Genomic DNA, 20,873 nt, shown 5'->3' with positions numbered 1-20,873 from the left:
AGCATCCGCTACCAGCGGTCACAGCGAGCTGTAGCGGCATCTTGCGGGTTCATGCGCTGTTCGTTGGGGTTTCTGAAGCGTCTCTGATCGAACGCCATTCGTGATTGTCCCACTGGAACCGCATGGGCCGAGCCGTCGGCCCTGGTATCGAATCTTCTGTAGCACGATTCAAGAGATTCCTGGATGCAGCCAGATCAGCGTGTCCGTCGAAACCGCAGATACAGGTGAGTGAATCCCGATGACGCGTCGTCGTATCGGTACGCCCACAGTCCGGGCACGACTGTGAGGTTTCTGCCTCCGAACGGGTGACGACCTCGATACCGTACTCCTCACAGACTGACTCTAGTTGTGTGTTGAACTTCCGGTACGCCCAGAAGTTGTGAATCATCTCGTTCGCTTCGGCAGTCCATTTGGCACCGAAGCCACCGGATAAATCACCGATGACCACCGTATCGATTCCGTCTTCATGGAGTCGCGGAACGAGATCACGAATGAGCGCGGCTGTGGCGTGATCGCGACGCCGTGTCCGCTTTCGATATAGTCGTTTAATGCGGCGGCTGCACGATCTGTCGTCCGGCAATTTTGATTCCAAGTCAGCGATGTATTCGGTCGTCTCGCGGAACTGCTCGAATATCTCGATCCCATCGTATCTGTACTGCTGCCCAGTAGTCGTCGTGCAGGCTGCGAGCGTGTTGATTCCGATATCAATGGCAACGGTCTGTTGGGCCAGTGGTGCATCCTGTTGATCCTCGGGCACCGTCACAGATTGGTATCCGGGAAACGTCTCAGTCAACTCGTCGTATTCGATTGTCACCCGCCCGGAATCTCCGTTCCAGTGTGGCTCGCCTCGAACTTCAAGCGGCAATCGCTCGTAGTACCCCAGTCCATACTCTTCTTTGAGGTCTAGCCCAATCCGTATCTCCAGCCGAGACCGCTCGCCCCATCGAAGAGTGTACGCATCGTTTCGGATGTAGGTTCGCTGGTCTCGACCTTCGTCTTCGTTACCCCAATATCCCGGGGGAGAGGGGTCCTCATCCGGGTTGTCACAGAGTGTGAAAAACGATTTCCAGGCATCGCTATTCCGCCGGATAATCGTTTGAGCGGTCGCACCACCGAGAACGTCCACATAGCGATCGTAGAACTCCTCTGATTCCCAGATATCTTCACCGCTGAAGAATCGCTGACGTCGTTCGTAGTTGATTTCATTCCAGAGGCTCGCCGACGCATCAAGCATACGTCGGAGCATACTCTCAGCATTATCTGTCCGTGGCGCTACTTCGAAGGTGTTCGTTCGGATCATAAATTGTTGCTCCCGACTGTCACACGCTGGTTGGGCCCGTTTTCACTGATAAGGGTTCGCCGTCCGCAGGCATTGCTTCCAATCCGGTACTGGGATTCTGTTGACAGCCGGCACCCATTGCCGGCTGCAAAAATACACGTATTCCGTGAGCTGTCTGCCTACTGGTCCGAGTTGAACGTTACATCGAGTTGCGGTGGCAGCTGTTGATCTCACCGTCACACCGGTCGATAACCGGTCCGTCGCCAACCGACTCGACGCTCTGACTTACTACGTCCGTCGTGATCTACTCGGGGCGACAAACTCGTCGTTCGACCTACGACTTCACGTTGGGGACATTGAGTCGCTCGTCAATGGTCTCGTCTAGAAGAACCCCAGATCCGTTCCTTCCTGAATCGATGAGGTTCGTGTTCTTCCCGCAGGACTTCGGTGTTGCTTGGTGTCTACGCTACTCAGTTGCGATTGATATTTCTCAGTCCCCAATAACGTCAACTTCGTACTCGCTGGCCCGGATTCGAATCGGGAACCAGCCCTCTTCGTCGACGCCAAGCAACGCTTCAGAGTAGCCGTCAGTGCCGTTGCCAGCCGTCGCGGTCTGGACCCACTCGACCTCGCGCTCGCTCAGACCGAACCAGTCCGCAAGTTGATCGGCTGCCTCGTCGACGCGATGAATAATCGTCATCGAACAGAGGTTCGCAATCGTCCGAGCCTCGGGTGTCAATGCGAACTCGCCGCCGGTCTGTGTGATGAACTGTAGCGAGATGTCGTAGTGGCGACTGTGGCGCACGGCCGTTTCGAGGAAGTCCAGCGACGTCGCATCGTTCATCAGGTAGTGCGCTTCGTCGATGGCGAATACCACCCGTTTGTCCGTCTGCTTTGCCCGTTCGTACACTGCGTTGAACAGCACCTGCATCATCAGACTCGTCTCTGACCGCCCGCGCGTCCCCTCCTCTTGATGCAAGTCGAGATACACCACGTCGTTCGAGATGTCGAACTCCGTCGGCTCAGCCAAGTTCGCGAGGTCACCACCTTCTCTGAACGACGGCCGTAGATCGATCAACAGTGACTCCGCATCGGATCGGACGTTCTCCTGCTCGCCTTCAGTGACATAGCCGAACTCGCCGGGTTCCTCCAGCAGTTGTTCGAGCACGTCGATGACATCGCGAACGGTCGGCGACGGCTGGTCGTGTGTCGCTGGGTCTCGGGTGATGCCCTGCTGTTCGTACGTCTCCTGTACGCACCGTCGAAGCGTCTGCTTCCGATCATCCAGTGGATTCCCTGCCACGTGTTCGAAGAACGTCTCGAAGAACGTGAGCACCCACGCGACCTGCTCGGCCCAGGGGTCCAGATCCGGCACCGAGTCTAACACTGACGAAGGTGTTGGCTGGATCTCCAGTGGGTTGAACGCCCGTGATCCACCCACGGTAACGCGCTCACCACCTAGTGCCTCATTGAGCGTCGCGAATCCTTCCAGCGGGTCTAGCATCACCAGCACCGTGTCCTGATCGTGCATCGCACGCCGGAGGAGTTGTAGTTTCGTCGAGAAGGACTTTCCCGCACCGAGTTTTCCGATCACCATCATACAGTAGCCCGTTTGTCTGGCGAATCGGTCGAGCAACAGGGGACTCTCGTTGAGCGCGTACGTCCCGTACTCGATGCCGTGTTCGGCCAGCGCCCCCGCGACGAACGGAAACATCGCACCCAGCGCACCTCCCAGCATCGGCGTCTGCGTCTCCTGTTCCAGATTCAGCTTGTCTACACCCACTGGACTCGCCGATACCAGGGCGTCCAGTTGCGACCAGCGCGGCGTTACTGGTGTGAGGTTCGCTGGCGCTCGCCTCGCCGTGTTCGCCACCGCATCGCCCGTCACATCCTCGCGCGTCTCACCGCGCTCGGTGAGATACATCGAGACGTCGAACGCCTCCATCGACGTGTTCCGAAGCATGTCGTACAGTTCCTGGTAGTCCTGTAAGTCCTTGCTGACACCGCGGGACCCTGCCCGGCGCTTCTCCGAGAGGTACTCCATCTCCGCCTCTAAGTCCTCGATCTTGTTCTCCAGGGAATCCAGCGTCGTCTCAGTGTCCCGTGGTGTGATGTGCAGCGAGATGTCCGTTGTCCGTGTCTCGGCTGTCGAATACAAGTTTTCGAAGAGACCATCTCTCGGTGCATCTGGAAACTGTCCGATCCACTGGGTTCGTGCCCATCGCTCACCAGTTCGGACTGCGGTCGGTGTCCGTTCGAGTTCCGATGGTGCGACGAGAGACTGATGGATCGATTCCGGTGTATCCAGCGCCTGATCACTCTCTCGCTCGACCACCTCGAACGATGGCTCGCCGTCTGTAGGCGGTCCCTCTTCGTGGCCTGCCTCGCTGTTACCACCGAAAGGAAGCCAGTCCCACGTCATGGTCGTTCTCCCACGAGCGGGCGCGTCCGGAGTGTCTGCTCGAAATCACCGTATTCTAGCGTCTGGCCGGCCCAGAACTCACTGATGACCTTCGCCCCCTCGCTCGCATCCACGACCATTGCCTCACAACCGTCGAGGTCACGAATGCCGGACTGCACACGAGACAGGCGCTCGTCGAGCGTCTCGAACAGCGCCTTGCGTTGTACTTCGAGCGGTGGTGCGGTCATTGCTCGGACGAACACGCCGAGGACAGGCACGTCGCCGAGTGCCGACAGTACGCTCTCTTGCTCGAACTGGACCTCCTCCGGCGAGACTGTGACGATGACGTAGTGGTCCCGAATCGTCATCTGGCGAGCGGCCAGGTCCCGTTCGTACCATTCGACATAACGCTCGATGAGCGTCTGCAACTGTGGGTTCGCCTTCACGTCGGGATCGTCCAGTCGGTCACGATAGTGGTCGAGGTACGTCTCGACGGGGAACGACTGTGTCGTCGAGTAGATCTGTATCGGGAACGTCACCGACGTGTTCAGAAAGTCCTGAAAGCCATCCGCCACCGAGGCCCACTCGTCTGCCGTCGCCAGCGCCATCGACGGCGGCGATACTCGAACGAGGCCGATGACCGCACCGTCACGGCGCTCGATTACGTCCTGCATCGGATACACGCGCTTGAGTTGATGATGGTCAACCGTCTCCGCATGCGCTTCTTCGGTCGCATTCGTGTGAAACCGGAGCATCATCAGTAGCCAGTCGAGACTCGACGTGTACGCCGGTGTTACGTACACGAACACCGCACCCACACCGACAGCAACTGCGGCAATCGGAAGCAGTAGTGTCTGGATCCCGTAGCCACCGACCCGCGTTGACGGCGGGACAAGTAACTGTCCGAGCAAGACGACGGCGACGGCCGGCAACAGCGCCACGCCAGCGTCACCGAGGGTATAGGACCCCAGCAGCTTCGTTTCTGTGCCGAGCGACTTCGGGATTCGTTTCGCAGGATTTCTCTCAACCATTGTCAGTAGATGTACCGTGGCGTGTCATCATCCGAGTCAGAGTCCGAATCGTCTGTTTCAGTCGATTCAGGCTCGGACCCTCTCTCACCGGACGCCTCCGCGTCGGTCGGTTCTGTTTCGTCCCGATTCGCTGTCCTCTCACCGTCGTCTCGACTCGTGTCGTCGCTTGATTTCTCGGAAGAACCAGAGCGGTTCCGATCGCTGAATCCCGACCTCTCGGTCGATGATCTGCCGAGTCTGGAGCGAAGCGTTCCCCTCGCTCGCGACGCCTTCTGGCCGACAGCGTGTGCCCGGGATGACCCCGATCTAAGCACGGTTTGGCCGCTGGCTCTGATCGCCGACTGACCGGCGAGTCCTCGTCGGAGGTTCTTCACACCCAGCACTCCCTGTTCGCCGGTGTTCTCCACCCGTTCTTTCCGGTCGTGTACACGCCGGCGTGAACTGTGCTGAGACGCCCGGTCGACCATGAAGAACAGGGCCCCAGCTTGCCAGAACAGCACGAATGGGACGATAATCGCGATCAGTGGCGTGACGATCGCCAGCAACCACTGGCCGAACCCACCGATTGACAGTGTGACCGAATCACCAAGCACCTTCCCCAGACGGAACAGCACCGCAACCGGCACCGCCATGAACAGGAACGGGACGTAAAAGCCCGCGAGTCGCGACATTAGTCGTGCAACAGGGGCGAACGGACCGACTCCTGGAACCCAGAAGACGATCACCAGCGGCACCAACAGCACGTACAGGTACAGTACCATCTGGCGCACGAGATAGATGAGCGCGAGCACGAGGAAAATCGCCACGTCGAGTGACGCCGCGAGCGTCATCCCCGCAACTCCCATCGCACCGAATGACACCGTCTCGAACAGTCCGATACTGTCGAGGTTCGGCACGAGAAACTCGACCAGACCGTCGACGAATCGCAATGAGATTGCGGCCAGCCACCACCAAGACAGAATGCCGAGTAGGCCCGCAAAGGCCCGCTTTTTCAGCTTCGTTCGGTGGTAGCCGCTGAACAGGTGGCTCGTCGATTCCAGGAAGATGACCACGCCGAGCGAGAGCGCCCACAGCAAGAGCGACAGCGGCACCATCGTCTCCCAGTAGTAGGTGTACAGCGATGGCCATCCGCCATTCGTCGGTGCGTTGAATATCGCGTCCGGGCGCGGTGTCGTTACGATGAGGTCGACCAGCGCTTCGACGTTGTCGCCGACGAAGCCGAACACCGAGTCGGACAGTTTCTCGAGGAATCGCTCGAATGAGTCGACGAAGACGTCTCCCAGTGTCTGCATCAGCTCCTCCGTGTGACGGCTGTGCCCGTCGAACTCTCCCCGTCCGACTCTCTGATCGTCAGCCTTGACCACGGACCCCTCTTCGTCACAGGTCCCTCCACGGCGGCCAGAAGCCCCAGCCCGTAATGCGGTCGATCAGGAACCCGGCCAGCAAGAGTGCGCCGACCTGAACTCCCAGCGTGAACAGCAGGTCGACGTAGCGAAGGACGGTTCCCTCGACGTGGACGGTCTCCGAATCACCCACATATCCCGGCGCGGTCCGCCACCAGTCGTCGGGTTTGTACGTCGCGGTGATCGCGTCGCCCTGCCGAGGGACTATCGCCTGGACAGTCCCGTTCGCCGTCGTATTGACCCGCTGGCCGTCCAATTGGATATAGCCGCCACGCGATGCCGTCTCGATAGGCGCACCTGTGTTCGCGTCTGTGAGTGTCACCTCGACGGTCACGGTGTTCGCGGTCGTATTCTGTACGGTGAGATCGATCTCGCTGCGATTGACTGAGAGATTCGCCGTTGAGTCCGGTGACAGTCGAGTCTGTGTCCCCCGGACGAGTCCCGTGGCTCGAACCGTCTGGTCGCCATCTCCTGGCGGTGCTCTGGCAGCGATCCCGAAACTCCCGACGTAGGTTCCACTCACTGTATCCAGCGCGATCGAGGAATCGAGATCTGGTGCTGGGAATATCCGCCCATACGAATCGAGGACCGTGATGTCACGGTGGGCGTCCTGTGTCGTCCCGGTTCGGATGGGATAGGCGTACACCTGGACCGGATGCACCGGCGAGTGTCGTGCTGTCGTCGTTTCTCCATCAGTTTCGACCAACCTGTCCCACTGCTGGTCACGCGCAACATAGAATCGCCAGATGCCGCGGATCTCTCCCGCTGGCAACTGGAGTCCGTACCAGGGCTGACTTCGGAAGACCACGACACCCATATTGCCGTTGGGATACGTCGTCCGATAGCCCGACAGCGCCGGCTCGTAGACGTTCACCTCCCGCGTCTGATGGACGGTGACCGTCTCATTGTGGACCTTTGTCTGTCCCGTCCAGTAATCCCGACAGGTTCTGTTCTCGCCGACCGGAGCACAGACGGTTTTCTCTCTGTGTCTCGTCTCTGTCAGCTCGACGGTCGCCGTTGCTCGAAGCGTCAGCGGCTGGCTCCCCGTGACGTTTTTCGATTGGTTCCGATAGTCCAGACGGACAACGGAATCTGTCGTCGTATTCGCGACCGGCTCGCCGTCCATCAGGAGCGTTACGGATTCAATCTCGTGTGCGGTGACATTCCACTCCGTCCGATGCGTCGACGAATCCGTCTCCTCTGGAACGGCAACCCGGTAATCAACCGTTCCGAGAACCGTCCCGTTCGGAGCGATATACAGCGGTTGGCGTCGATCAGACAGCAGCACTCTCGTCGACGGTGTGACCCCGGCGATTGCGACACTCACGTCTTTGAGATATCTGCCGTCAGTGCGTGCCGCACCAGTCGGATAGACAACAGTCGAACTATTGGTTGTGGGCATCTCGGCGATATCGCGTCGGTTCCACGCCTCGACTGCCTTCGGCGGTGCGTCGAGCGGCACGTCGCTCGTGACCCTGAGCGATTTCGCTGCCGACACGTTTTCGGTGGCTGGGATCTGTCGCTCGTCGTCGCCGCTCCAGAGGTCCCAGAACGACGACTCGTTGATGCCGTGGTCTGGTTCCTCCGGTGGGTGGCCCGCAACCGGAAGAGCCGTCCCAAGAACGGCACAGAGGCAGACGAGTCCGAGCAGGATGCGTTGTCGCATCTGCTCAGAAGTTACAGCTCGTCCCGCCCGAGACGACAGACGATAGCAGGAACTGGATGATGGTCGTCGCCAGCGGTGCGACGATGACCCCCCAAACCAGGCCCTGTGTCCGGATTTGCTTGAGCTCCAGTTTCATGTCCGACTGCCTGACCATCGGCGTCGCAACGGCTGCACCGAGTGCGAGCGTGCCGCCGACCAGTGGCCCTCCGAACTGGATCAGCGTGAAGATGTTCTTGATCGTTACCGCCATGTCCGTCTGACAGAACTCCTCACCGATATCCTGTGCAGCGGCCGGCTCGACACATAGCAGTGTCAGTGCCACCACCCCAACGGATGCCTGTAGACTGTACTGTTTCAGCAGTGCGATGCGACTCTGTGTGTTCGCCGATTCCTCGGCATTCGGTGTGACCCCCATCATTCTTCCATAGTCGTCACTAAGTCGGTGAGTTTCCCCCCGGAAACCCATTCCCTCAGCGACTATTTTGTAGAAGACAGGGTTTGAGATATAAATTTAACCATCTAAGTTTAGTAAGAGAAATATGTATTACTGGTCGACAAACCCTCGCCGTTCTTGTCGGTAGCACTCCCAGCAGGGAACGTCTGGTAGGCATTCCTTGCAGTCGTCGGAATCAGATTCGTCTGAGTGAATTCCGTGGCCAGTATCTGAGTTGACCGAAGGGCCGCCATCGCCACGAATGCGAGTTGTGTCTTTGGAGGGGGACTGTGCGGAGCCACGGTCCGGGCGTCGAATCGCGATCGCGACCCGGTGTTTGCACGCGCCGTCGAATCGCTCGTCGGCCGGACAGGTACACGCTGTCGGGACTGCTCCATCCATCTCGACGAGATACTCGTGTTCTGCCGGATTCGCGTGACTTTCGTTGCGAACGCGAAAGCCGGACTCAACTGGCTCGATTGCGAATCGTTCGTACTGTGCGCGCTTTGCGACTCGGGTCGAAAACGTCAGTGCTACCAGTGGGTGCATGATCGATTCCGCGGCGCACCTCAGTGCGCCCGCATCCCGAAGGGCGCACAATATACACTACAGGTTCTGTTGGAATATTTGACAATTGCTGCAAGTGGCGTGCAAGATACGGAGGATGTATTCAGAACTTGTCACCGCGGCTTTTTGACTCTACGATGGATGTAACTGCACATGACGGAGGAGATCTCTCTGGATGGTCGGACGCTTGTTGGAACTGCAAACACCGAAGATGGTGAGGTGAGTAGCGATACCCGCTTCCAGTTCGAACAAGAGGGAGAACGGATTTACGCACACTACTCTGGTGGAGATATCATCGACGGCTATCTTGTTGGCACCTTCGACGGCCGTGAGTGGGATATCAGATATTCACAGATCAATTCGGAGTATGATACTGCTAGCGGACATTCCGTTGGCACCGTCACACTGCTTGACGACGGCCGCGTTCGTGTCGAAGATGAGTGGGAATGGGAGTCACAGGACGGCAGTGGCGAGTCTGTACTCGAAGAGGTGGCCTGAAGCACCCTTCTGATACCAGATGCGCGCCCTGTATTCAGCACACTCCCGATAAACTATCATCGATTGAGGGTTTCAACAGAGCTATACTACAGAGAACTCGAATTGAGGGACCTCATACGCGAACTCTGGTGACAGTCGTGCTGTGGAGGCTTGCCAAACTGATCGAATCGAGGGGAACGAGCCAGTCTATCCTCAAGATACCTATTTCATCTCAGGGTCAGACGAGAGAAGGCTCGGCTCAGTAGATGTGCGAATTGAAAATGGATCTAAGCGAAATGCCGAAACAACTTCATTCACCACAGTGGAACACTCGTTGATGCCCTCCAGCGCTTTTCGCCTCTCGATCCGTAGTCTCCTGCTCGTAATCGTTTTTCAACTCGGCTTCTGTATACTCTTACTCGCCGACGTTGCGAACACTACACGGGGATACGGCACGTTGCTCACCTTGAGTAGTGGTCTCGCTGGTGGTGTGACGGTAGTAGGCGCACTACTGGGCCTGATGAGTCTGGCACTCAATAGTGACTCCGACGACTCGTTGGATTGACCGACCGCAAACGACCCTTCCCCGTTTATCCCGAACGACAAGTGAGTCCCCCCCTGTACTGCCCACTCAGGGAAATTCGTAGACGGCAACCTCAGTGTGCCCACACTGCGGACAGGCATCGGGTTCAGCCCCGTTCGCGATGGTTGTTCCACAACGACGACACTCCCGATACACTGTCTTCTCACATTCGAACAACCCCCGAAGCCAGTCGCCGATCATTCGTCCGTCGGGAGGAGCGCCGTGAGTCGGTCGCGGTGATTGCGAATCGTCGCCGCCGACACGTCTGCAGCATCGGCGAATGCCAGCTGCGTCGGTGAATTCGCCATGGCTGAGGCAGCAACCGCGAGACAGGCCGCCGCGAAGCCTGCGGGATGGGCTCCGCTGCTCAGGCCTTCGTCGTGGGCACGAACGGCGAGTGTCCGAGCCCGCTGTTCCACTCTGGCAGGCAGCTGGAACTCGGCCGCGAGCGACGGGAGGAACGCGACCGGGGACTGTGGGGGGACCGGCAGTTCGAGGTCGGCGTTGAGCGTCCGATATCCGTTCTCGACGCGGTCTTCATCGACCGGCGCGACGGCTGCGACCTCCGCCAGTGTCCGCGTCGTTCCGTTCAGCCGGCAGGTGGCGTACACGCTCGCCGCCGCGATGGATTCGATCGAACGACCGACAAGCAGGTCACTGTCCTGTGCGGTTCGGAAGAGCGCACTCGCCTGTTCGCGCAGCGACTGTGACAACTCGAGGTCGCTACTGATCCGTGCGATTTCGACCAGGCCAGTCGCGAGGTTTCGCTCGGCTTTCGAGCGCCAGCGCGCTCGTCCGTGTTCTCGACGGAGGCGACTGAGTTGCCGCTGTTTCTTCGATGAGAGCGTGTTTCCGTTTCCATCCGTCTTGTAGCCGATCTCAGTCGAGAGGCCCCTGTCGTGTCTCGCCTCCGTCAGCGGCGCTCCGGTTCGTGCTTTCGACGTCTCGTCGTCGGCGAATAGCCGTGGCCCACGCCGGTCGAGGCGACAACTCTCGACGACGATGCCACAGTCACGACAGGCGATTTCACCACTCTCTGTTTCGAGGTGACCACTGCACTCCGGGCAGGTGTCCGCTGCAATCGTTCGACCGCTCGATTCGTCGAATCCCGTTTCGTAGATCTCTCTGGAAGCCATCTGTCAGTACGAGGCCGAATCTGACTGGCCCCGCACCCTTCTGGGGGCGACAAAACCCGCTGCGGTGAGAACAACTAGCTGTCTTGATGTGGCCCGTATTCTGGAACTATTCTATCTCTTCACAGTTCGTTCTGCGAGCGGCTGTTTCACTGTGTGCTATGTCTGGGAATAGAAATTTCAACAAAGCCGATCATCTAATCAATCCAAATATTGTCATAATAGTGCCTATTGCCACAATCGGCCAAACTATGAATAACTGGATATGTGATGGAAATGGAAGTCCCAATAAGATCATTCCTGCAACAAGAGTGATTTGTATCCCCACTAATTGGATCTGAATATCGTTTCGAAGTTTGTCTACGGACATACTATCATTTGAATTACTTAACTCATGAAACTATTGATACCAAAGTGAAAGAGTGAAGTACGGTATGGGGTTACAGCTTATTCCACCGTACTGGGGAGTGAAGCGTATCATCCCCTTCTGCCTCTGGATTATCCTTTTTAAATCTACCTTCAAATTTCGTATCCAAGATCATATCGTACTCTCGGTGAGATGAATCAAGCCAAGACTCTCCTAAGCAATAGAGTTGGATATGGTCGTGCCTAGCATCAGAACCTGCTCTCCAAGGATAAGTGAACTCCCAGCCGACTGTCTCATCCGGTTGTGAAGTTTCGGAGCGGGAAATATAAGGAGTTTGCCAGTCTACAGTAAGCCCTGCACTTTTGCTAGTTGTGATAGATAATGTCATATCAATAGACTCGCTCTCGTCATTATCTGGATCTGATTCCGTTATTGTCGGACTTCCCATCATCGTGGCATCCCAATCCTGAATAAGATGAGAGTAATCATTTCTGTAATACGGTTCTCCGATATGGTCAATTGTTTTCGATGGCCACATTTCGCCGCGAAGTGCACAGGCATATTTATCCTCTGAGTCGCGGTTTTCATCCATTGATTTCCAAACTTCCGAGTCAAGATCGATACGACCTATTTGCCGACTACTACCATCATAATAAGTCCTATGTACTGCTGTTGCTACGTTTAATTCTCCCTGCTTGTCCCAACCCGGTTCTGGATTTCCGACTTGGTTCGTTGAAACTTGATCGTCATTTATAATTGAATTCCGGCTACCCTGTTCAAATTGGTCGATCTCAGAGTGGAAATTTTCGATTGTTTCATCAACTTGATCGTTTTCTGGAGGACTCTTTTGCGTTTCTAATCGGCTTTGAGTCCTATTCGCACCGGTCGAGCTGTTACCCTCAATATTTGGAATTTTATACACAGTCTCGACAGGGACTCCATTATCAATTGAGAACCCATATCCTACAACTATTTTTGTGGAGTCGTTTTCAAACGAGTAAAGTGGGAAATTGGTTCCATCATCTAGGTTGTACTGTTGAACAAGCCGGCGCCTTTCTTCCTTGACGTGTTTCGGTTGAACTGGCTCCTCTAGATCTCCTTTCAGTGTCACTGGGTTGATTTCTGTTCTTTTACTCGCAGATGCAGTTCCACTTACTAGGAATGTAGCACCAACAGTGGTGAGGAAGCTTCGGCGGGGAAATTTCAGGGACATTGCGATAGGATTTCCGGAGAGAGATTACTTGACACATTGGTTACCGGTAGCCAACCAAAGGCAACAGTAATTTTATGTGTTTGTATACTTATTTTTCCCTGATTATATTATATTTTATATTATGAATGTAGCATTATCGGAGCAAGGCAATGTGCACACTGTACCTCTATTAAATTCGTGATAAAACATCATCGGGAACTCAAGTGATGAACTTAGAGTGATATCATGTCAGAATGGCCTTCATTCCGGTTCGTTGAATTAGTCGTACATTGACTCTGTTGAAATCCTATTGTATTCGAGATATTTACTCCGCTTCACACTCTTCTATCGCGTCGATCACCTCGGTCGCCGTCCGACTGATCCGGCCCAGTCGCTCGAGAATCGTCTCCGGTTCCTCGGACTGCCAGGCCGCGAGATACAGCGCCGACCCGCTCATATCCAGGCCGAAGTGTCGACCCACGACGTAAGCGACTGACTCGGCCTCGACCTCCCGTTTCTCTCGTTCGGGGGTGTCGGTAACGTCGGTGTGAAGCAACGCGTGAGCGTACTCGTGGATGAGGACCGCCGCCATCGCCGCAGGACTCTCACGGGCTTTGATCGCGACAGCAGCATCGTACTCCTCCGGGTCGTTCGTCGATTGACAGACGCCCTTCGCATTCCCGTGCTCCCAATCTTCCGAGTCGACGATGGTCACCCGCACACCGAGCCTGTCTGCGGCTGCAGCGGCCCTTGGCAACAGGTCAGCGGCGTCCCCGCGTGCTGCCGTCTCTAATTCTGGGAGTGGTTCGCCCTCCGTCTGGGAGATATCGAATACGGGTACTGGCCGGAACGAGACTGCTCCCTTCGACCACTCTTCGGGCGGTGTCTCGTCGTACTCACAGTCTGTGTTCTCGTGGTAGTTCGGTGAGTTCCCACAGTCCGGGCACTGTTTCGCGATGATGGGTGCCCAGATCCAGATGGCCTGTTCGCCTTCGTTGACCTGCCTGTCGAACTCCTCTTGCCACGTTCGGTAGCCCGCAACCTTCGTCGCATCGGGACACTGCCGTGCGATCAGGAGCGTGTTCCGATGCGAATAGTCGTGGAACCGACTCTGGACGTCTAGCCATTGCTGAAACTGGTCGCTGGCTTTCGCCGCTTCGACGTTCTCCACCAACTCCTCGGCCCACTGTTCGATCGTACTGTGCATCTCGTCTTTGCGAGTGTCGCTCGTTTCGAAGCTCACTCGCGAGTTCGCGTCAGAAGCCATCTCGAATCGTGCGAGGCTGGGTGGCCCCGCACCCCTCTCGGGGGTCGAAAAATCATCCCTCGGCGTTATTCTCGAGAACGGCAACGATATCGGAAAGATCGAAGAGACGGATCTCATCACGCTCGTCTGCAGCTTCCTCGACGGAGCGTTTGAACCCAGAGCGACTGAACAAGGCGAACTCATACGTCGGTTCACCACCTTCGGTGGGTGTCCAGTCGATGTGCTCAACGTCATCTTCGAGGTCCGCGAGCACGTCATAACCGAGGGGGGTGTTGGTGAATTTCGCTTCGCCAGCGATCAGGGTTGACTCGTCAGTTGGTGCGACGACATCTATCTCCCGGCCCCTGTACCACCACTGAGTCGGCATCTGTGTGAGCTGGTAGTCTGCATAGAGCGCTGGCACTGCTTGATGACAGAGTGATTCGAACGTTTCGCTGACGAAGTCGGGCAATTCCGGTTCGATAAGATCCGCGTAGGCGTTCTCGCCGTAGAGTTCGTACTGTCCCCCGCGACCGTAGAGATATCGGAAGTAAAACCGGAATACTGGATCCCGAATCTGGTATCGAGTCCGCTTGCTGCGCACCGGGTCGGCGAGTGCTGGATGGTGTTTCTCGATGATCTGCAGCGTTTCCAGCCGGTCGAAGTAGTACGACGTGTTGGTGCTTTCGATGCCGGCCCCCTGGGCAATCTCGTTTCGACTGCGGTTCCCGCTGGCCATCGACTCCAGGACCGAAAAATACGTGTTCACCTCGTTGAGCTCCATCTGGAGAACGGTCTCGGGCTCGTCATGGAGTGGGCCATCCGGATCACACAGTAGACGCGTGATGTTCTCTCCAAGACTCTGTGAGGGATCGAGAGGGCTGAGATATCGTGGTGTGCCGCCGAAGACACCATAGGTGAACACCCGTTCTTCGGGATCGTACGTCGGCACGAAATCCTGGATGGAGCGAAACGGCAACTGGGTGAGTTCGAGGCGGCCATTCGGTGTCTGGGACACCCGACCGTAGAGTGGCGCACCGCCGTCGAGGACGTGGGTATGAATCATGCCGATTGCAGAGCCTGTGAGTACAAGCGTTGCCTGACTCTCGTCAACGGCGGTATCCCACAGGTGTTGAATGACCGAGGCAAGCCCCTCGTTTGATTCGATGAGGTACGGGAATTCGTCGATGACGATGATGGCGTCTCTGTCGGCGAGATACGTTAAGAGCGGTTCCCACTCCTCTTTGACAGCCGTGATGTCTGGGTAAGTCGTCGCTGCTGCCTCAACGAACCGCCTGAGCTGTGTCGTCGCTGTTCCCTGGACTGCCTGATAGTACACGGCATCGTCGCGGTCGCCAATCGATTGCCGGACGAGTTCGCTCTTGCCGATCTGGCGACGTCCATAGATAATTGCGAGTTCTGCACTATCACTCTCATAGAGCGTCTGCAACCGATCAAGCTCCTCGATACGATTGACGAACTGGTCCATACCTCCAATCGGTGTGGGAGATACATATGTTCTCCGAAGTTATGAATTGGACTATAATAGTCTGGGTCATAATATTCTGGCTTCTCTGAGAAGAGAGGATCAGTCGGTGAAATCTCTTCGCGGATGATCCGAATCGGACCCTCATCAATGGGGATCAGAAGCTGTCTCGAAACATGCGAGGCTGATCTGGCCACGACCACTCTGGAGAAAATAAACCTGGAACGCTGCCGGAGAGGTGTCGAGAAGTGATCCACGATTCCGGCTGAACCATCCGGCGTATGCCGGTTGACTTCGTCCGTGAAGTCCGTGAACACCGTCGTCTTCGATGTCAGGAAAGTGGTTTCGTGAGCGAGTTCGATCGAAGCACGAGCAGCCTACGTGCGGACGGTGTACTTCGTATTGCTGGAGTCGGTCGACCAGCTCGTCGTGGGGCGTCGATTGGCGATGAATGTCGATTGTCTGCCCGAGATCGTCGAGAATCTGATAGAGCGTTCGATAGCGGGTGAAGTTCCGCCAGCAGTTGACGTACGTCGCCTCGACGTCGAGGACCTCTTCGCGAAGCCGCTCGGTCACGAACTTCGAGATACAGGTCTTCCCGACACCGCTGGCCCCCGTCACAACTGCCGTATCAGCGGGCTCTCCGTCAGTGATCGGCTGGAGAACGGTCGAGAGATGGTTGACTTCGGCATCCCGATGCTCAATTTCACTGGGGACGAAGCCGGCCCGGAGCACGCGAGCATCGCGAATCATAGCGTGTTGTCCCCTGTTTCCCGTGGGTTCACAAAAGTGTGACCGGGGCGTTTCCGGAAACAAGTTCTCCGAGAGAGTGGATCGGTGATTTAAGGGCCTATGGGGGTCGTTTCGAGCCCTATTCAGTACTGAGAGGTTTACCTTCCTGGAAACGACTACCTGCTGAGGTACCGACACAGCTGGCCGAGCAGTCTGCCACTGACAGTAGCATAGTTCGGACGGATTCACGCAACTAGTCGTGGAGTATCCTCGTCGATAGGAGGTCGGTGCGTCACGCTACCCGAACCGTTCCCACTCAGGTACCGTCAGGTTCCAGTGATTCCGTCAGATCTTGAACAGCGTCGATGAGCGTTTCGAGCCGTTCGGGGTCGAACGCAGTGATTTGTTGCTTGGATGGCTCGTAGTCGATGACGTCAGTCTCGTCCAGGGCAGGCAGGTGGCGATGGTGCAGTGAATCCGCCAACTGATCTGGGGAGTCAGTCGGCACGGTCGGCTGTTCCGAGAGCTTCGCCACGAGCGTCGCACACTCCATCGGGACCTGCTCCGGGGACAGTACTTCGACGGTCCCGATCCGGACTTCGTGTCGAAAGATCTCGAACCCATGGAGCGCAGCCTGTGTCGGCCCGTCAGCTGTCATCGTCCCCTCCTCGAGCCGTGTGCTATCTGTTGGACGCTCCGGCTGCCAGCTGTGGGATACCCATGCGTCCACCAGACCTGTCTCTCTGTCTTCTGGAGTCCGGTTCCGGTCTGTCGATACCATTCGTCCTCGTCGCGTGGCGACTGTCTCTGAGACCTCACAGCTATCGGGAGCGGATGTCAGTTCATGAGTATTAGTACGGGAGTATCGTTACAATCAATACTATTCGTTCGGTGATATAACTGTATAAATCAGGGTCGGACTGTCCGACACTCCGATTCGCGGCGCGAAATCAGGCCATCATGGACTTTCCAGAAAACATCCATATCATGCCGTTCGGGTTCGAGCGAGACCGTATCGTCGAGACGGCATTACGCTCGAACGCTGACAAAGTCGTCCTGCTGGACTGGCTCGACGATATCGAACGCCCGCCCTATCACGAGGACGTGCGCACGGCGCTGGCCGACAGCCCCGTCGTGACGACGGAGATTGAGTGCAATATCTTCGACCTCTACGAGACGATCTCTGTCATCGCCGACCTGATTGTCAGCGAACGTGAGGCCGGCAACGACGTCTACGTCAACCTCGCGACGGGGAGCAAGATCACTGCAATCGGTGGGATGATCGCCTGTATGGTAACCGGTGGAGCCGAACCGTACTACGTCCGAGCTGAGGAGTATTCGGCCGGTGACGAGCCGGTCGGCCACGGCGTCGAGACGAAGATGGAACTCCCACAGTATCCCATCGCGAAGCCCTCGCCACAGCGCATCGCAGTGCTCGGGTATCTCGTCCGGGAGGAAGACGGCCTGCGCGAGGGTATCAGCTACTCCGTCAGCAAGAAAGACCTCATCGAGTTCGGCGAGCAAGAGAATCTCCCCTTTGCCGCCCACTATGAGGGCGACTCGTACAACGGCTACTACCGCCGCCTCGAAACCCACGTTCTCGATCCGCTCCTGGAAAAAGGCTATATTGAGATCGAGGAACGGGGCCGCCAGAAGATTGTCAGGCCCGCCGAACTCGGTCGCCAATCCTACGTCGCGTTTCAGTACGTGGATGACGAATAGACGGTGTGACAGGGAGTCTGATGGGCTGTTTCATGCCCTCGCGAGTAGTTTCCAACACGCTATCCCGATATTGTATTTCGATACGTGAGATGAAGAGGATACAACCAGCAGAATCCAGAGAGTGGCTCAATATCGGTAGCGATCTAAAATGAAGTCGAAGAATACACTCTCAGATTGGAGAAGTGGGTCGCTAATGAATTCTCGATGTTCAAGCCAGAGCTCGTCGAAGACAATACGATGGAAGCCAGCATCGTTGGCGGCCTGTTGAAACTCGTCTTGTACTTTTTTATACGGTATTAGTTTGGTTGGGTCACTATTTGGGTTTGTGTTGATTATTTGCCCTGTCCCACGATTTCGTTCAGACTCTTCAAGCACAATAGCACCCGTCTTGACGAGAGCCTGTATGACATTGGTATCCAGTGCGACATCCAATTGGCCGCCCCAGTCGGAGCGTCGAATGCCGAAGACATCGACCACATGTCGGAGAAATTCATTAGCGATCTTCTGGCCGATATGGCGCTCAGTGTATAGCGTGTCAAACGCAGCTTGGTGCGTGCCTTTGTCGATGATTTCTCCCGGCGAGGTCTGCTCTAAAATTTCCTGATATTGATCCCTGTTGAGCGGGGTTGCTCGGGCTTGAATAATTCGTTTGAAGATCAAGTCCAGATTCTCGTGACCACTATCTCTCGTTGTCTTGATACGAAAGATAGTCTCGTATTCTTGCTGGGTGCGTTTCCGGTGTCGATCCCCGATTTTTTCGTCCGCAATCCGGTGCGCAAGATCGTTGATGCGCTGTTCATCAAGGTGCATCTTAGTCAGGATCACCGACTTTTTGTTTGTATTTTTGCCACGTTTCTCGGGAATACGAGTTCCCATCAGCATCGTGAACCCAATAGGAGTATCCCGGTTTCGGGGAGGGGACCTCAAAATCTGGATTATTAAACTGACTCAACACATTGACAAAGTCATCACTATCTGGTGGCTTAAACTGATCCGCAATAATTACCGCATAGCCCTCGTCTGGCCAGAGCTTATCTAATTCAGCCAAGTCTGGGTATTGTGCCATTATGTATTCGAATATGCATTTATCGAAACAATATTCTTGCTGTGCCTGTCCTGATTCTACTATTCCATTACACGTATAGACGATATGCGCCCTATATTCAGCAGGACGGCTGAAACCTCTCACCGATTGAGGGTCTCAACAAAGCCGTCAATTCGTGTCGTCGCTTTCGTCGTCTACGAGTCTGTCTCGCTGGCTGGACAGGAACGAAACGAGGTCACTGACCGCTGTCGCCGGTAGCTCTTCCTGTCGGAACACGCCCTTGAACGAGTCCTCGAACCCATCTTGTCGGAGTCGGTCCAGTACGACCTCGATCTGTTTGCCAAGCTTCTGGGGATCGCCGCGATGGACATGGCGCGCGATGCGATCGAGTTCCGCGCGCGTACTGATGACGACGAGGTCGCGTGTATCAGCCTTCCGTCCACTGTGAAGTTTCATCGCGAACAGAAGTGCAGGCTCCGGAATGCGTCCTTCGAGGTCTCCGGAAATATCGATAGACTCGACAATGCTGTATTCGTGGAGATACCGATACGACCACTCAGCGTCGGTCTGTCGACAGCCCATCGCGTCGACGAGCGCCTCGAACGTGACTTCGTTATCCCCCACTGGCTTCCTGTACTGGATCATCCGACCCTCGTACTCGTTCGAGACCTCCGTCTCGAATCGCTTCTGGTAGCCGAGCTCACTGAGAAGCGAATCGTAGTCGTCGAGTGCCGTCCCCGGAACCACGGTGTCGATGTCGGTCGTGAATCGTGTCTGGAACGCGGAAACCGCCCACCCACCGACGAGAACGTACGGTAACCCGGCTTCCTGTACCGCGCGGTGCGTCTCGACGAGCTCTGACTGGCGCTCGGGAAGGCTCATTCTATCGCACCGATCCGTCCGCACTCGCTGTGCCGTGGTGGGTGGCGTCGATGTCGATGTCGTACTCGTCGGCGATCTGCTCCAGTGCAGGCTCGTAGGCCGACCGGTGGTCAATCATCTGGTCCACGGCGTCGTCCAGCGGGATGACGGGGTTGCCATCGACCCAGTCGGTCTCGATACCATCGGTTTCCGGAAACAGCACATAGTGGATGTTCCCGTCGATATCGTCGGCATCTGGCCGTTCGCCGATTGTCGTATCGAGGCCGAACTGCTGGAAGAACGCGATCCACCGCTCGAGATCCCTGTCGTGTACCTCGATAAAGATCGGGTAGTCGTCGTGACTCCGAGCGATCTGGTAGCCGCCGTGTGTCCAGACGTACGCTGCGTCGATCTCTGTGTACGCGAACTCCATGCCAGCGAAATGCGGGATTACGTATGCATCCTCCTGTGAGGAGGTGTCACGACGACACACCGCCCCCATCATCTCGGCGTATTGCTGGCGCATCTCGTGATCGACGATCTGAATTCCGTTATCTGTAATAGCGATAATTTCAGCCTCTTCGAGACGCTCGATCCAGTCGTATACCCAGGAGTACGAGACGTCAATCTTGTTCGCAATACGATTGATAGAGTCGCCACGCTTGGCTGCTAATACGATCTTTGCGGCTGTGGAATCCAGTAATTCTGTCATTGGAATGGTGGCCTCTGAGTCACGTCAGTTGGATGGTCCTTAATTATCTCTATAGAGATACTATTACAAAGCGCTTCTGTCTAGTTCGCCACTGTGGTAACCCTGTCCGCAAGATGAGCCACTGTTCGATTCTATCCCAGAAGCGGGCTTTACTCTTCAAACTCGAACATCTGCTGCAGTTCCTGTTCGATGGCGTCCGTAAAGGGTTTGAGCACGCTCTTGACTGTCTCCTCGTCGCCGGGGAGTGACGCCGCCCGCTCGGCGGTGTCCTCGGGGAGTACGACGCGAAAGTCGCCGTCGCCCTCGTACACCGGTTCGCTCTCGCTAAGGATCTGCCGGTCGATTCTTTGGAGTATCTCGGAGTCACACTGCCCGTGGAGGGACTGGTACGCGTTCGAGTAGGCCGTCTCGAGTTCCTCGAAATAGTTGACGTACTTCTCCTCGAACTTCTCCGGGTCGAACTCGGCCATTGCTGGCATCAACGGGGACGGGAGTGAAGAATTCCGTTAACGGAGAGGGAGAAGCCACGGGATGCTC

General features: G+C 56.3%; 18 protein-coding genes and 2 pseudogenes. 2 read left to right on the top strand and 18 right to left on the bottom strand.

Annotated features, from left to right (window positions below; genetic code table 11):
* Window positions 1-8 precede the first annotated feature (8 nt).
* The 7 genes and pseudogenes from GM656_RS15345 to GM656_RS15315 form a co-directional block, all read right to left on the bottom strand.
* Window positions 9-1,300, bottom strand: a pseudogene (locus GM656_RS15345) (RNA-guided endonuclease InsQ/TnpB family protein).
* 469 nt (window positions 1,301-1,769) lie between these two features.
* Window positions 1,770-3,701 (bottom strand): VirB4 family type IV secretion system protein, encoded by a 1,932-nt coding sequence (locus GM656_RS15340; protein ID WP_162414566.1) that lies wholly within the window; start codon window positions 3,699-3,701, stop codon window positions 1,770-1,772.
* Window positions 3,698-4,711 (bottom strand): hypothetical protein, encoded by a 1,014-nt coding sequence (locus tag GM656_RS15335; protein WP_162414565.1) that lies wholly within the window; start codon window positions 4,709-4,711, stop codon window positions 3,698-3,700. The genes GM656_RS15340 and GM656_RS15335 overlap by 4 nt, the downstream gene beginning before the upstream one ends.
* Before the next feature lie 2 nt (window positions 4,712-4,713).
* A complete protein-coding gene (locus GM656_RS15330; protein ID WP_241692797.1) occupies window positions 4,714-6,075 on the bottom strand; it encodes a hypothetical protein in 1,362 nt (453 codons plus the stop codon).
* A gap of 13 nt (window positions 6,076-6,088) precedes the next feature.
* A complete protein-coding gene (locus tag GM656_RS15325; RefSeq protein ID WP_162414564.1) occupies window positions 6,089-7,780 on the bottom strand; it encodes a hypothetical protein in 1,692 nt (563 codons plus the stop codon).
* A 4-nt stretch (window positions 7,781-7,784) separates the two neighbouring features.
* Window positions 7,785-8,102 (bottom strand): hypothetical protein, encoded by a 318-nt coding sequence (locus GM656_RS15320; protein WP_241692796.1) that lies wholly within the window; start codon window positions 8,100-8,102, stop codon window positions 7,785-7,787.
* 222 nt (window positions 8,103-8,324) lie between these two features.
* Window positions 8,325-8,615, bottom strand: a complete 291-nt coding sequence (locus tag GM656_RS15315) for an SWIM zinc finger family protein (protein ID WP_241692806.1) — start codon at window positions 8,613-8,615, stop codon at window positions 8,325-8,327.
* 318 nt (window positions 8,616-8,933) lie between these two features.
* Here GM656_RS15315 and GM656_RS15310 point away from each other — a divergent pair, with 318 nt between their 5' ends.
* On the top strand, window positions 8,934-9,278 hold the full coding sequence (locus tag GM656_RS15310; protein ID WP_162414561.1) for a hypothetical protein: 345 nt from the start codon (window positions 8,934-8,936) through the stop codon (window positions 9,276-9,278).
* A gap of 759 nt (window positions 9,279-10,037) precedes the next feature.
* Here the strand turns inward: GM656_RS15310 and GM656_RS15305 are convergent.
* The 6 genes and pseudogenes from GM656_RS15305 to GM656_RS15280 all read right to left on the bottom strand — a co-directional run bounded on the left by GM656_RS15305 (window position 10,038) and on the right by GM656_RS15280 (window position 16,654).
* Window positions 10,038-10,976 (bottom strand): transcription initiation factor IIB, encoded by a 939-nt coding sequence (locus tag GM656_RS15305; protein ID WP_162414560.1) that lies wholly within the window; start codon window positions 10,974-10,976, stop codon window positions 10,038-10,040.
* 437 nt (window positions 10,977-11,413) lie between these two features.
* The gene (locus tag GM656_RS15300) at window positions 11,414-12,553 is read right to left on the bottom strand and encodes a hypothetical protein (protein WP_162414559.1); all 1,140 of its coding nucleotides are present in this window, start codon (window positions 12,551-12,553) and stop codon (window positions 11,414-11,416) included.
* Between the two features lie 304 nt (window positions 12,554-12,857).
* On the bottom strand, window positions 12,858-13,799 hold the full coding sequence (locus GM656_RS15295; RefSeq protein WP_162414757.1) for an ImmA/IrrE family metallo-endopeptidase: 942 nt from the start codon (window positions 13,797-13,799) through the stop codon (window positions 12,858-12,860).
* Between the two features lie 52 nt (window positions 13,800-13,851).
* On the bottom strand, window positions 13,852-15,267 hold the full coding sequence (locus tag GM656_RS15290; protein WP_162414558.1) for an ATP-binding protein: 1,416 nt from the start codon (window positions 15,265-15,267) through the stop codon (window positions 13,852-13,854).
* 393 nt (window positions 15,268-15,660) lie between these two features.
* A pseudogene (locus GM656_RS15285) lies at window positions 15,661-16,017 on the bottom strand (AAA family ATPase); the annotation flags it as partial.
* A gap of 295 nt (window positions 16,018-16,312) precedes the next feature.
* Window positions 16,313-16,654 carry a DUF7344 domain-containing protein gene (locus GM656_RS15280; protein ID WP_162414557.1) on the bottom strand — a complete coding sequence of 114 codons (342 nt, stop codon included), beginning with the start codon at window positions 16,652-16,654 and terminating at the stop codon, window positions 16,313-16,315.
* Window positions 16,655-16,956: 302 nt separating this feature from the next.
* Here GM656_RS15280 and GM656_RS15275 point away from each other — a divergent pair, with 302 nt between their 5' ends.
* Window positions 16,957-17,718, top strand: a complete 762-nt coding sequence (locus GM656_RS15275; RefSeq protein WP_241692795.1) for an HFX_2341 family transcriptional regulator domain-containing protein — start codon at window positions 16,957-16,959, stop codon at window positions 17,716-17,718.
* A 126-nt stretch (window positions 17,719-17,844) separates the two neighbouring features.
* Here GM656_RS15275 and GM656_RS15270 read toward each other — a convergent pair whose 3' ends face one another.
* The 5 genes from GM656_RS15270 to GM656_RS15250 all read right to left on the bottom strand — a co-directional run bounded on the left by GM656_RS15270 (window position 17,845) and on the right by GM656_RS15250 (window position 20,806).
* A complete protein-coding gene (locus GM656_RS15270) occupies window positions 17,845-18,528 on the bottom strand; it encodes a hypothetical protein (protein WP_162414556.1) in 684 nt (227 codons plus the stop codon).
* A gap of 1 nt (window position 18,529) precedes the next feature.
* Window positions 18,530-18,784 carry a hypothetical protein gene (locus GM656_RS15265; protein ID WP_162414555.1) on the bottom strand — a complete coding sequence of 85 codons (255 nt, stop codon included), beginning with the start codon at window positions 18,782-18,784 and terminating at the stop codon, window positions 18,530-18,532.
* Window positions 18,785-18,931: 147 nt separating this feature from the next.
* Window positions 18,932-19,645 carry a hypothetical protein gene (locus tag GM656_RS15260; protein WP_162414554.1) on the bottom strand — a complete coding sequence of 238 codons (714 nt, stop codon included), beginning with the start codon at window positions 19,643-19,645 and terminating at the stop codon, window positions 18,932-18,934.
* A gap of 1 nt (window position 19,646) precedes the next feature.
* Window positions 19,647-20,336, bottom strand: a complete 690-nt coding sequence (locus GM656_RS15255) for a helix-turn-helix domain-containing protein (protein WP_174242992.1) — start codon at window positions 20,334-20,336, stop codon at window positions 19,647-19,649.
* 149 nt (window positions 20,337-20,485) lie between these two features.
* The gene (locus tag GM656_RS15250) at window positions 20,486-20,806 is read right to left on the bottom strand and encodes a DUF5783 family protein (protein WP_162414553.1); all 321 of its coding nucleotides are present in this window, start codon (window positions 20,804-20,806) and stop codon (window positions 20,486-20,488) included.
* Window positions 20,807-20,873 lie beyond the last annotated feature (67 nt).

Origin of the sequence: Haloarcula salina (genome assembly GCF_010119195.1) — an archaeon.
Lineage (GTDB): Archaea > Halobacteriota > Halobacteria > Halobacteriales > Haloarculaceae > Haloarcula > Haloarcula salina.
This window is presented reverse-complemented; position numbering and strand designations above follow the sequence as displayed.

Bases quoted from the DNA above. Each gene is read 5' to 3' on its own strand.
- GM656_RS15315 (WP_241692806.1), bottom strand. From the start codon at position 8,615: ATGGATGGAGCAGTCCCGACAGCGTGTACCTGTCCGGCCGACGAGCGA.
- GM656_RS15310 (WP_162414561.1), top strand. From the start codon at position 8,934: ATGACGGAGGAGATCTCTCTGGATGGTCGGACGCTTGTTGGAACTGCA.
- GM656_RS15280 (WP_162414557.1), bottom strand. From the start codon at position 16,654: ATGACAGCTGACGGGCCGACACAGGCTGCGCTCCATGGGTTCGAGATC.
- GM656_RS15300 (WP_162414559.1), bottom strand. From the start codon at position 12,553: ATGTCCCTGAAATTTCCCCGCCGAAGCTTCCTCACCACTGTTGGTGCT.
- GM656_RS15255 (WP_174242992.1), bottom strand. From the start codon at position 20,336: ATGACAGAATTACTGGATTCCACAGCCGCAAAGATCGTATTAGCAGCC.
- GM656_RS15325 (WP_162414564.1), bottom strand. From the start codon at position 7,780: ATGCGACAACGCATCCTGCTCGGACTCGTCTGCCTCTGTGCCGTTCTT.
- GM656_RS15260 (WP_162414554.1), bottom strand. From the start codon at position 19,645: ATGAGCCTTCCCGAGCGCCAGTCAGAGCTCGTCGAGACGCACCGCGCG.
- GM656_RS15335 (WP_162414565.1), bottom strand. From the start codon at position 4,711: ATGGTTGAGAGAAATCCTGCGAAACGAATCCCGAAGTCGCTCGGCACA.
- GM656_RS15340 (WP_162414566.1), bottom strand. From the start codon at position 3,701: ATGACGTGGGACTGGCTTCCTTTCGGTGGTAACAGCGAGGCAGGCCAC.
- GM656_RS15295 (WP_162414757.1), bottom strand. From the start codon at position 13,799: ATGGCTTCTGACGCGAACTCGCGAGTGAGCTTCGAAACGAGCGACACT.
- GM656_RS15305 (WP_162414560.1), bottom strand. From the start codon at position 10,976: ATGGCTTCCAGAGAGATCTACGAAACGGGATTCGACGAATCGAGCGGT.
- GM656_RS15265 (WP_162414555.1), bottom strand. From the start codon at position 18,784: ATGGCACAATACCCAGACTTGGCTGAATTAGATAAGCTCTGGCCAGAC.
- GM656_RS15290 (WP_162414558.1), bottom strand. From the start codon at position 15,267: ATGGACCAGTTCGTCAATCGTATCGAGGAGCTTGATCGGTTGCAGACG.
- GM656_RS15275 (WP_241692795.1), top strand. From the start codon at position 16,957: ATGGACTTTCCAGAAAACATCCATATCATGCCGTTCGGGTTCGAGCGA.
- GM656_RS15270 (WP_162414556.1), bottom strand. From the start codon at position 18,528: ATGCACCTTGATGAACAGCGCATCAACGATCTTGCGCACCGGATTGCG.
- GM656_RS15250 (WP_162414553.1), bottom strand. From the start codon at position 20,806: ATGGCCGAGTTCGACCCGGAGAAGTTCGAGGAGAAGTACGTCAACTAT.